General features: G+C 66.8%; 6 protein-coding genes and 1 pseudogene. All 7 read right to left on the reverse strand.

What is annotated here, in order from left to right; translation table 11 throughout:
• Positions 1 to 2,301: pseudogene (locus ACE3TQ_RS15425) on the reverse strand (hypothetical protein); the annotation flags it as partial.
• 553 nt (positions 2,302 to 2,854) lie between these two features.
• Positions 2,855 to 5,110: a tetratricopeptide repeat protein gene (locus ACE3TQ_RS15430; protein WP_374583167.1), complete on the reverse strand. Its 2,256-nt coding sequence runs from the start codon at positions 5,108 to 5,110 to the stop codon at positions 2,855 to 2,857.
• A complete protein-coding gene (locus ACE3TQ_RS15435) occupies positions 5,107 to 5,847 on the reverse strand; it encodes a hypothetical protein (RefSeq protein WP_374583168.1) in 741 nt (246 codons plus the stop codon). The genes ACE3TQ_RS15430 and ACE3TQ_RS15435 overlap by 4 nt, the downstream gene beginning before the upstream one ends.
• A 185-nt stretch (positions 5,848 to 6,032) precedes the next feature.
• Positions 6,033 to 6,539 carry a single-stranded DNA-binding protein gene (gene ssb / locus ACE3TQ_RS15440; RefSeq protein ID WP_374583169.1) on the reverse strand — a complete coding sequence of 169 codons (507 nt, stop codon included), beginning with the start codon at positions 6,537 to 6,539 and terminating at the stop codon, positions 6,033 to 6,035.
• A gap of 104 nt (positions 6,540 to 6,643) precedes the next feature.
• Positions 6,644 to 8,068 (reverse strand): efflux transporter outer membrane subunit, encoded by a 1,425-nt coding sequence (locus tag ACE3TQ_RS15445; RefSeq protein WP_374583170.1) that lies wholly within the window; start codon positions 8,066 to 8,068, stop codon positions 6,644 to 6,646.
• Entirely contained in the window at positions 8,065 to 11,217 is a 3,153-nt protein-coding gene (locus ACE3TQ_RS15450) for an efflux RND transporter permease subunit (RefSeq protein WP_374583171.1), read from the reverse strand. The genes ACE3TQ_RS15445 and ACE3TQ_RS15450 overlap by 4 nt, the downstream gene beginning before the upstream one ends.
• 20 nt (positions 11,218 to 11,237) lie before the next feature.
• Positions 11,238 to 12,235: efflux RND transporter periplasmic adaptor subunit (locus tag ACE3TQ_RS15455; RefSeq protein WP_374583172.1), on the reverse strand; the 998-nt coding region annotated here is incomplete at its 5' end.

Below are 12,235 nucleotides of genomic sequence, written 5' to 3' on the forward strand. Positions count from 1 at the left end.
CAGGGCGCCGAACTGGTCGGACGACAGGGCCTTGATCTGGTCGGTGGTCAGGCCGCTGATGGCGGCGGTCTTCAGCGCGGCCATGTCGGCGTTGTCCATGGCGGCGATGGCGTCGGTCGAGATCACGGCCAGCTGCGACGCCTTCAGCGAGGCGGCGTCGGACGTGCTCAGGGCTTTCACCTGGTCGCTGTTCAGCACGGCAACCTGGTCGGTGCTCAGCACGCCGATGTGGGCCGAGTTCAGGGCGCCGAACTGGTCGGACGAGAGTGCCTTGATGTGGTCGGTGCTCAGGCCGGCGATGGCGCCGGTCTTCAGGGCAGCGATGTCCTGGCTGTCCATGGCGCTGATGGCGTCGGTGGACAGGACAGCGATCTGCGAGGACTTCAGGGCGCCGGCATCGGCGGTATCCATGGCCTTCACCTGGTCGCTGCTCAGCACGGACACCTGGTCGGTGCTCAGCACGCCGATGTGGGCCGAGTTCAGGGCGCCGAACTGATCGGACGAGATTGCCTTGATCTGGTCGGTGGTCAGGCCGGAGATCGCGTTGGTCTTCAGGGCGGCGATGTCGGCGTTGTCCAAGGCCTTGATGGCGTCGGTCGAGATCACGGCGATCTGCGCCGCTTTCAGGGCGCCGGCGTCGGAGGTGTCCAGGGCCTTGACCTGGTCGCTGTTCAGCACCGCGAACTGGTCGGAGCTCAGGGCGGCGATGTGGCCGGAATTCAGGGCGCCGAACTGGTCGGACGAGAGGGCCTTGATCTGGTCGGTGGTCAGGCCGGACAGGGCGGCAGTCTTCAGCGCGGCGACGTCAACATTGTCCATCGCGGCGATGGCGTCGGTCGAGATCACGGCCAGTTGCGAGGCCTTCAGGGCGCCGGCGTCGGCCGAGCTCAGGGCTTTCACCTGGTCGCTGTTGAGCACGGACACCTGGTCGGTGCTCAGCACGCCGACGTGGGCCGAGGTCAGGGCGCCGAACTGGTCGGACGACAGGGCTTTGATCTGGTCGGTGGTCAGGCCGGCGATGGCGCCGGTCTTCAGCGCCGCCACGTCCTGGCTGTCCATGGCGTTGATGGCGTCGGTCGACAGGACGGCGATCTGCGACGATTTCAGGGCGCCGGCGTCGGCGGTGTCCAGGGCCTTGACCTGGTCGCTGCTCAGCACGGACACCTGGTCGGTGCTCAGGGCGCTGATGTGGCCGGAGTTCAGGGCGCCGAACTGGTCGGACGACAGGGCCTTGACCTGGTCGGTGGTCAGGCCGGAGATGGCGTTGGTCTTCAGGGCGGCGACGTCAGCATTGTCCATCGCCTTGATGGCGTCGGTCGAGATCACGGCCAGCTGCGACGCCTTCAGGGCGCCGGCATCGGCGGTGTCGAGCGCTTTGACCTGGTCGCTGCTCAGCACGGACACCTGGTCGGTGCTCAGGGCGCCGATGTGGGACGAGTTCAGGGCCGCGAACTGGTCGGACGACAGGGCCTTCATCTGGTCGGTGGTCAGGCCGGCAATCGCGGCGGTCTTCAGCGCGGCGACGTCCGCATTGTCCATGGCGGCGATGGCGTCGGTCGACAGCACGGCGATCTGCGACGCTTTCAGCGAAGCGGCATCGGCGGTGCTCAGGGCCTTGACCTGGTCGCTGTTCAGCACGGACACCTGGTCGGTGCTCAGCACGCTGACATGGGCCGAGTTCAGGGCGCCGAACTGGTCGGACGACAGGGCTTTGATCTGGTCGGTGGTCAGGCCGGTGATGGCATTGGTCTTCAGGGCCGCCACGTCCTGGCTGTCCATGGCGTTGATGGCGTCGGTCGACAGCGCCGCCACCTGGGACGATTTCAGGGCAGCCGCGTCGGCGGTGTCCATGGCTTTCACCTGGTCGCTGCTCAGCACGGACACCAGGTCGGTGCTCAGCGCGCTCACATGGCCGGAATTCATGGCGCCGAACTGGTCGGACGACATGGCCTTCACCTGGTCGGTGTTCAGGCCGTTGATGGCGGCGGTCTTCAGCGCGGCGATATCAACATTGTCCAGGGCCTTGATGCTGTCGGTCGCCAGCACGCTGACTTGCGCGCTGTTCAGGGCGGCAGTGTGCTTGGTGGTCAGGGCGGCGACCTGGGTCGAGCGGATCGCGCTCAACTGGTCGGTAGTCATCACGGAAGCATGAGCGGAAGTGAACGCGCCAACCTGGTCGGTCGTGAAGGCACGGAACTGGTCGGTGTTCAGCCCGGCCAGGTCGGCTGTCGCCAAGGTCGCAATTTGCTGCGTGGTAATCGCAGCGATTTGATCCGTTGTCATGTTGGTGACGAAGCTCATTTCCGTTCTCCTGTAGGCACTACTAATTCCTGGACAAGAATGGGAGCCGACCTTTTGGGGGCTCCCATCCAGATAATCTTGCAAAACTACTAAATTCGTGGCTTACTTGCCAATTACTTATCTCTTGCAGCTCAACTGTTCCCTGTGGGAAGCGCGCTTTTCATTCTTAACGTCAACAAATTCGTTAACTTTAGAGAAGAAAGGTGCGTCAACGCACAGACAGATGCGCCCTCCAGCGTCATAAAGCGACCTAAACCGTCATTCCATTAAGCACTTTTTTCATTTACCTGAAGAAATTATGCTTAACTTTTAGAAATCGCCTGCATGACCGGGACAGGCTCGATTTTACTCCAGTCTGTTTCCGCGTGGCATCTACCAGTTGAACAATTTCAGCCGCTTTCAGCGTTTCCACAACCTGATTTTTGGGAAACATTTCGTTAACATCATAGAAATATTTATAAGCTTGTTTACCGCGCTAGCCATGGCGGAAACATTACCTGCCAAATTTGACGCCAGCATGAAAAAAGCCCGCCGACGCGGGCCTGGCCAACGGTTAGCGGCCGGCGCGCCGCTCGAGCGCCGCCAGCGTGGCGGCCAGCGCTTGCGTCTGCGGATGCGCCGGCATCAGGCGCTGGCGCATGGCCAGCGCGCGCTGTAACAAGGGCCGCGCTTGCGCATAACGGCGCTGGCCCATATAAATAGCGCCCAGCCCGGCCAACGATTCGGCAATGTCGGCATGCAGGGGCAGGTCGGGGCTCTCGCGCAGCAGCAAGGCGCGCCGGAAGGCGGCCTCTGCCTTAGCGGCTTTGCCCTGCCGCGCCCAAGCCGCGCCGGCCTGGTTCAGGGCCAGCGCCACTTCATTGTCGACGCGCCCGAGGAACACTTCGCGCCGTGCCAATGCCTGCTGCAAAACCTGCTCTGCCGCAGCATGGCGGTTCAATTTTGACAACTGCAGGCCGAGCCCGCCCAGGATGGTGGCGTAGAGGTGGTGCTCGGCGCCATGGTTCGCCTCTTGGGCGATGAGCGCGCGCCGGAACAGGCGCGCCGCCTCGGCGTGGGCGCCGCGCGCGCCCAGGGTCCAGGCCAGCTCGCTTAACAGGAAGGTGAGGCGGGCCGGGTCGTCCGGCTGTTCGCCGGCGGCTGCCAGGGCGCGGCGATACAAGGCTTCGGCCTGCGCATACTGGCCGATTTCATAATATCGCTGGGCAATGGCCCCGAGTTGCCCGGGCAGCTCCCGATGCTGCGGCCCCAGTTCGCTTTCGACGCTGGCCAAGACCTCGGCCAGTTGCCGGCGCGCACTTGCCAGGTCGCCGCGGGCGGCGGCGAGCGCGGCGAGCCTGCGCTTGCTGTCCCAGGTTTGCCGGGGCTGGTCCGGCGCGATCGCGAGGCGCACCTGCAGGGCGCGCTGCGCCATCGACTCCGCCTGCTCGAAGCGGGCGGCCGTCGAATACACTTGCGCCAGGTCGTCCAGGGCGTGCGCCGCCTCCTGGCTGTGCTGGCCGAAGGCTTCTTCCGTCAAGGCCAGCAGGCGCTGGTAATGCGGCTCGGCCCGCATCGGCTGGTCGAGCTCCGCATGGCTGTCGGCAAGCTGGTGCAGCGCTGCACGCACGCGTTCTGGCTTGCCGTCCTGCTCCGCCATCTGGAACAGGTGCTGATATACGCGCAGGGTGCGCAGCCTGTCATGCCGTGCGTCGAGCGCCAGGGCAAGCTGCTCGAGCTGCGCCACGTCGCCCTGCTGCAGCGCAGATTCCAGCAGCTGTTCGAAATAGGCCGGGTCGCGCGGCCCGCCGCGGCCATGGGCGCGCATGGCGGCAATACGCGCTTTGGCAGCAGGCAGGTTCCCGGCACGTTCGTAGAGCGCACGCGCCCTGGCTTCATCCTTGGACCGCCCCAGGCCTTTCTCATAGATTTCGCCCAGGAATAAGTAAGCCGCTTCCTGACCGGCTTCACTTGCCCGCACGAACAGCGCGTGCGCGCGCACCTGGTCGCGCGCGACGCCCTCTGCGTTCAGGTACATGAGGCCAAGCACAAGCGCCGCCTGGGAGTTGCCGCCGTCCACGGCCTTGGCCAACCAGCCCGCCGCTGCCGCCTGGTCCCGCTGCACGCCCTCGCCGTTGCGCAAGGCCAAGCCGACGAAGGTCATGGCATCGGCATCCCCGTTCTCGGCTGCCCGCGTGAACCATTGGAGGGCTTGCGCCGGATCGGCCTGCACACCGCGGCCCAGGCGGAATTGCTCGGCAAGATTGAACTGTGCAGTGACCTCGTCCTGCACAGCCGCCATGCGGTACCAGCGGTGCGCCTGCGCGGGATCTGCTTGCGTCAGCGTGGAATGCTCAAGCCAATAGCCATACTTTGCCATGCCTTGCGCATAGCCCTGTTCCGCCGATTTCCGATACCAGGCCATGGCAGACGCTTCGTCGCGTGCGACGCCCAGCCCGTTGTCATAGCAGTTGCCCAGGTTGTGCTGCGCAATCGCATTGCCCTGCTCGGCCGACTTGCGGTACCAGGCGGCAGCCTTTGGCAGGTTTTTCGGCACCCCCTCTCCCCTCTCATACATATAGCCGAGCTGGAGCTGGGCGCTGGCGTGCCCCTGGCTGGCGGCCGCCCGGTACAGCCTGGCGGCCATGACCAGGTCACGCGGCACTTCCCCACCCTGGTAGAACGCCTGCCCGGCGCGATAGAGCTCGTCCGGCGCGGCCTGCGCATCGCCCTGGTGCGCCAATGGCGCATGGCTGACCGGGGCTATATTCTTGGCCGAAACAGGCGTGCAGGCCAGGAGCGCTACAAGGATGGCGGGAAAGCGGTTCATGGACGCATTTTCAGTAAGGTCATTGCATGACCTCGCCGCGACAAATCCTGCTTCAGGATAAACAGGCCGACCAGATTCGCCAGCGCGAGCGCCGCCACGACCGCGCCGCGCCGGTTTCCGCTGCCCAGCAGGCCAGCTTGCCCGAATTCTGCGACGGCTGCGACTACGCACAGGAAAAAGTTAAAAAGGATCAGCAGGGCAAACAGATTGCCCAGCCGATACAGCAGCACATGCCACTTGCTGTGCAAGGCCAACCAATTGCCATCGGCACGCACGTAGGGATGACACACCCTGAAATAATCGAATGCGCCATTCTGATTATCGGGATGCGCAAGCACATTACGGGCAGCGGCACTCGAAACATTACCCATACCAAACAAGGCTTTTAATTGCCCTTGGAACTCTGGCTGGCTGAGCGTGCGGTAGTTCGCGAAGAAGTTCGTTACTGCCTCGGCATTCTTCAGGCGCGAAGCGTGCATCGCCAGCCAAAGGTGCAAGGCGACGCCGATCATCAGGAACAGCGCGCCCATCCAACCCAGCAGCCCTAAGTCGACACCGGGTACATCGGCGTTTGCTTTGCCGAACAAGAGCTGCAAGGCGAATACGATGACGTCCCACCTATCGATGGTAACCAACGACAAGCCTGTCATGATGGGTACCCGGGCCACGTTCCCTACGACGATTGCTCGTACCAACTCCAGGATTTCGGTGAAATATTGCTTGTTGCCGCCCGCCATGTGCCGCCGCCTCAAAAAGTTGTGATTCGCCACTATAGCGCGAAAATTTCATTGCCGAAACATTATCAAGGAGGCAAATTCAGCCGAGGCCGGCGCGATCGTTGCAATTGCCAGGAAGGCACAAACAAAAAGCCCCGTAACCTGGCCTGGTTACGGGGCTTTTCCCACATTCGTTCCGGGTGAAATCAGAACGGGATGTCGTCATCCATGTCCGAGAAGTTCGGCGCCGGGCGCGGGGCCGGGCGCGGGGCCGGGGCCGGTGCGGCCTGCGGGCGCGGGGCCGGACGTGCCGGCGGGGCGTCGTAACCCATGTCGTCGCCGCCGCCCATATTGTTGCCCATGCCGCCGCCGGAATCGCCGCGGCCGCCCAGCATCTGCATGTTTTCAGCGATGATGTCGGTGGCGTACTTCTCGATGCCGTCCTTGTCGGTGTACTTGCGGGTCTGCAGGCGGCCTTCCACGTAAACAGAAGAGCCCTTTTTCAGGTACTGGCCGACGATTTCCGCCAGGCGGCCGAAGAAGGAGATGCGGTGCCACTCGGTCAGCTCTTTTTGCTCGCCGGTGTTACGGTCTTTCGAACGATACGAGGTCGCCACGGCGATGTTGGCAATCGCGTCACCGCTAGGCATGTAGCGGATTTCCGGATCGCGACCCAGATTGCCGACGATGATCACTTTGTTGACTGATGCCATTTATGAAACTCCTGAAGGAATGGGGGCCGTTTTCCAGGGGCCCCAAAAGCAAGGAGTTTACCCTAAATTAATAGTCCCTCAAATATTGCCGGATCTGACGCAGCTCAATCCGTCGCCGATTTGCCGCCACCGTCCAGCCCGCCTGCCAGGGCCACGTAGCTGCGCGCGGTCGCCACCGCGATGTCGCGCTGGACACCGATCAGCTGCTCTTCCACCGTCAGGACGGCGTACTCGGCGTCCAGCAGGCCCAGCACGCTTTCGGCGCCGCTGCGGTAGCGCAGCCGGGTCAGGCGCGCCGTCTCGCGCGCCAGCTCGTACACCGCGCCCAGCTGGACGTCCCGGGCGCGGTACTGGCGCCAGTCGGACAAGGCGGAATCGGCCTCCTCCAGCGCGGCGGCCACGGCTTTCTCGTAGCCAGCCAGGGCGGCCTGGGCGCCGGCCCCGGCCGCCCTGACCCGCGCCCGCAGCGCGCCGCCGTCGAGCAGGCTCCAGGACAAGGCGCCGCCCGCCTGCCAGGCGCGGGCGTCCGCACCGTGCAGGCTGCCTGCCGGCGCCACCAGGCCGAACATGCCGGACAGGCTGACCCGGGGGAACAGCTCGGCTACCGCCACGCCCTGCTGGGCAGTGGCGGCGGCCAGCGTGCGCTCGGCGGCCGCCACGTCGGGGCGGCGGCGCAGCATGGCGGCCGGGTCGTCCACCGCCAGCGTGGCCGGCAGGCGCAACGGGTGCCGCGCCTCCAGCGCCAGTATCTGCGGGGCATCCAGCCGGAGGCCGGACAAGGTGGCAAGATGGTTGCGCGCCACGCGCTGCCGCGCGGCGATGCCGGGCGCGCGCGCTGCCAGCAGGCCGAGCTTGGTTTCCACGCGGATGCGGTCGACCGCCAGCGCCTTGCCGACGCGCTCGCGTTCGCGCACCAGCTCCAGCACCTGGCCGTAGTTTTCCAGCTGCTGTTCCAGGCACGCCGCTTCATCCTGCGCGCTGCGGAACTCGGCATAGGCGATCACCACCTGCGCCAGCAGGGTGCGGCGCACCTCGTCGCGCAGCGCCTGCTGGGCCTCGTAGCCGGCGCGCGCCGCTTCCACGCTGCGCCGCACGCGGCCGAACAGGTCCAGCTCCCAGTCGATGAAGGCGCTCACCCTGGCGGGGCTGCTGAGCGCCGGGTCGGCGTCGGCCCGCTCTGCCTTGGCGGCGTGCTTGCGCGCCACGCCGGCGTCCACGCCCAGCGCCGGCAGGCCGGCCGACTGGGCCGCCGTCAGCTGCGCGGCGGCCACCTGCAGGCGCGCCATGGCGATGCGCAGGTCATAGTTGCCGCGCCAGGCTTGCTCGACCAGCGCGTCCAGCTGCGGGTGGCCGAACTGGCGCCACCAGCCGGCGGGCGGGGCGCTGCTGTCCAGCGCGGGACCGGCCCCGGCGGCCGACGGGAAGACGGCCGGCGTCAGCGGCGCGGTGGCGGGTGGGGCATAGTCCGGGCCGGCCGCGCAGCCGGCCAGGGCCAGCGCGGCCAGGCCCGCGGTGATTGGGTGTTTCATGCGGCAGTACCTTCCAGCGAATGCGGTTGCGGTTGCGCCGCCGCTGCGCGGCCGGCGAACAGGGTAAAGAACAGAGGGGTGAACAACAGGCCGAACACGGTCACGCCCAGCATGCCGCCGAACACCGCCGTCCCCATCGCCTGGCGCATTTCGGCCCCGGCGCCGCTGGAGAACACCAGCGGCAGCACGCCCATCAGGAAGGCCAGCGAGGTCATCAGGATCGGCCGCAGGCGGGTGCGGGCAGCGGCAATGGCGGCCGCCTGGGCGCTGGCGCCGGCCTGCTGCGCCTGGCGGGCGAATTCGACGATCAGGATCGCGTTCTTGGCGGCCAGGCCGATCAGCACCACGATGCCGATCTGGGTCAGCACATTGTTGTCCATGCCGCGCAGCGACACGGCCAGCAGGGCGGCCAGTATGCACATCGGCACGATCAGCACCACCGACAGCGGCAGCAGCCAGCTTTCGTACAAGGCGGCCAGCAACAGGTAGACGAAGACCACGGCCATGCCCAGCGCCAGTGCGGTGCTGGCGCCGGCCTGCTTCTCCTGCAGCGCCAGTTCGGTCCACTCGTAGTCGAAGCCGGCCGGCAGGCGCGCCTGCAGCAGCTGCTCCATGGCGGCGATGGTTTCGCCGGTCGAGAAGCCGGGCCTGGTGCTGCCCTGGATTTCCGCCGAAGGGAACAGGTTGTAGCGCGGCACGCGGAACGGCGCCGTGGTTTCGCTGAAGCTGGCAATGGCGCCCATCGGCACCATGGCCCCGCTGCTGGCGCGCATCTTCAGCGCGGCCAGGTCGTCCACCGTGCGGCGGAATGGCGCGTCGGCTTGCGCCGTCACCTTCCAGACGCGGCCCATCAGGTTCAGGTCGTTCACGTACACGGAACCCAGGTAGGACTGCAGGCTGTCGTTGATGCGCTCCGGATTCACACCCAGCATTTCGGCGCGGCTGCGGTCGATCTCGACTTTCACCTGCGGCGCCTTGGCGTTGAACGGCGAGAATGGCGCGTTCACGGAAGGCAGCTTGGCGGCTGCCTCCAGCACGTCCTTCACCACCGCCTGCAGCGCCTGCGCGCCCTGGCCATTGCGGTCGCGGATCAGCAGCTTGAAGCCGCCGCCGGTGCCGATGCCCGGTACCGCGGGCGGCGGGATCACCATGACCTTGGCCTTGCTGATCGGGGCCAGCGTCTTCTTCATCGCCGCCAGCATGGCCGGCCCGTCCAGGCCCAGCGCGGCGCGCTGGTCGAACTCCTTGAATACGGCGAAGATCACGGCCGCATTCGGCGCGGAAGTGAAGGTGGCGCCGTCGGTGCCGGCAAAGGCCGAGGTGTGGGCGATGCCGGGCTGTTGCAGCAGGCGCTGCGCGGCCTCCTGCACCACCTCGCTGGTGCGCGCCAGGGTGGCGCCGGGCGGCAGCTGGATCGACACGATGGCATAGCCGCGGTCGAGCTGCGGCACGAAGCCGGTGGGCGTGGCGTCGATGCGCCATACGGTCAGCGCCACCAGCAGGCCGTAGACCGGCAGCATCAGCGCGCGCCGCTTCAGCGAGAATTTCGCCAGCACCTCGTAGCGTCCGGCCAGGCGCTGGAAGAAGCGCTCGAACCAGGCCATCCAGCGCGCGCCCAGGGTGCGCGGCGCGCCGGCAGCGTGCGGACGCAGCAGGCGCGCCGCCAGCACCGGCGACAGCGTCAGCGACACCAGGGCGGAGATTGCGGTCGATACTGCGATGGTGACGGCGAACTGGCGGTAGAACATGCCGGCAATGCCGCCAATGAAGGCGGTCGGCACGAACACGGCGATCAGCACCAGGGCGATCGCGACCAGGGCCGAGCCCACTTCGTCCATGCTGCGCACGGCGGCGGCGCCGGGCGCCATGCCGGCGGCGATGTGGCGCTCCACGTTCTCCACCACCACGATGGCGTCGTCGACCACGATGCCGATCGCCAGCACCAGGCCGAACAGCGACAGGTTGTTCAGCGAGAAGCCCATGCCGGCCATGACGGCGAATGTGCCGACCAGCGACACCGGGATGGCCAGGATAGGGATGATGGCGGCGCGCCAGGAACCGAGGAACACCAGCACCGCCAGGCAGACCAGCACGATCGCTTCGAGGATGGTGTCGCGCACCTTGTCGATCGACGTCTTGATGAAGCGCGTCGGGTTGTAGTAGGCGTGGTATTCCAGGTCGCTCGGGAAATCGCGTTTCAGCGCGTCCAGCGTCGCAATAATGCGTTCGGCCGTTTCCAGCGCGTTGGAGCCCGGCTTCTGGCTGATGCCCAGCGCAACGGCGGTTTCGCCGTCCAGGTAGCCGCTCTCGGAGTAATCCTGGGCCGCCAGTTCCACCCGAGCCACGTCGCGCAGGCGGACCGGCGCGCCGTTCTCGGGATTCACCGCGATGATGATGGCGTTGAATTCGTCCACATCGCGCAGGCGGCCCTGGGTGCGCACCTGCACCTGGTAGGCGCCGGCGCCGCTGTCGGGGGCCTGGTTCAGCACACCTGCGGAAACCTGCACGTTGTTCTTGCGGATCGCCGCCACCACGTCGGCCGGCATCAGGCCGAGCGCGGCAGTGCGCGCCGGGTCGAGCCAGACGCGCATGGAGAAGTCGCGTGCGCCGCGGGTGTAGGTATCGCCCACGCCTTCCACCCGGGCGATGGCGTCCTTGATGTTGGCCGACACATAGTTCGACAGGTACTGCTGGTCGCGCGTGTGCCTGGGCGAGGTGAAGTAGACCACCATCATCAGGTCGGGCGAAGCCTTTTTGACCGCGACGCCCTGGCGCCGCACTTCGTCGGGCAGGTGGGCCTCGGCGATGGCGACGCGGTTCTGCACCAGCGACTGGGCCTGGTCGACATTGGTGCCCGGCTTGAACACCACGCTGATGGTCAGCTTGCCGTCGCCGACGGACTGCGACGACAGGTACAGCATGCCGTCCACGCCGTTGACCTCCTGCTCGATGGGGGCAGCCACGGTATCGGCCAGTTCCTGGGCCGAGGCGCCAGGGTAGACGGTCTTGATCACGACCGTGGGCGGCACGATCTCGGGGAACTCCGAGACCGGCAGCGTGCGGCACGCCAGCGCGCCCACCAGCGTCAGCAGCACCGAGCAGACGATGGCGAAAACCGGCCTGGCAATAAAGAAGCGGGATAATTTCATGGCAGATGCACCGTCCCCGCTCAATTGCCTTGCGGCGCCGTCGTGGCCGCGACGCGCTCGCCCGGCTTGACACGGCTGGCGCCGCCCACGATCACCCGGTCGTCGGCCGCCAGGCCGGCCAGCACCACGCGCCGGTGGCCCACCAGCGCTCCGGTCTCGATGGCGCGCGCCGCGGCTTTGCCTTCGCCGTCCACCACCATCACCAGCTTGCGGTTCTGGTCATGCTGGATCAGCGCATCGGGCACCAGCAGGCGGTCGACGCGCGGGCCGACCGGCACTTTCACCTGGGCGAAGTAGCCCGGCACCAGCAGGCCGTCCGTGTTCGGCACGGACGCGCGCAGGCGGATGGTGCCGGAGCGGTTGCTGCTCTCGCTGTCGACGAAGTCGATGTCGGCCTGGCGCGTCGCCTGCGCGCCCGCCACGCTGACGGTCACTTGCTTGGGCAACGCGCCGTGGCCGCGCAGGCGCTGGTAGTCGGCTTCCGGCAGGTCGACCGTGGCGCGCACGGTGTCGCTGGCCACGATGGTGGCCAGCACGCCGCCTTGCGCGCCGCCGCCGGAAACGTAGTTGCCGACATCGATGCGGTGCTCCGAAATGCGGCCCGTGATCGGCGCCGTAATGGTGGCGTATGCAAGTTCCAGTTCGGCGTTGCGCAGCTCGGCCTTGGCCACCTGCACGGCTGCTTTGGCGCCGTCGTACTCGCCCCGCGCCTGGTCGCGGTCCTCGGCGCTGGCGGCGCCGCTGCCCTGCAGGGCGTTGGTGCGCTCATACTGGCTGTGGGCCAGCCGGTAGCGCGCCTCGGCGGCGGCCAGCGCGGCGCGCGCCCGGTCGCGCATGACCAGGAAGGGACGCTGGTCAATCACGAACAGCGGGGTGCCGGCCTTGACCAGCTGGCCATCCGTGAAGCGGATCGCCGCCAGGTAGCCGGAAACGCGCGAACGCACTTCCACGCGCTGCACCGCCTCGACGCGGCCGGTGTACTGCAAGCTGTCCTGCACCAGCTCCCGCGCCGGCGCGG

The organism is Pseudoduganella sp. (assembly GCF_041914865.1).
Taxonomy (GTDB): domain Bacteria; phylum Pseudomonadota; class Gammaproteobacteria; order Burkholderiales; family Burkholderiaceae_D; genus Rugamonas.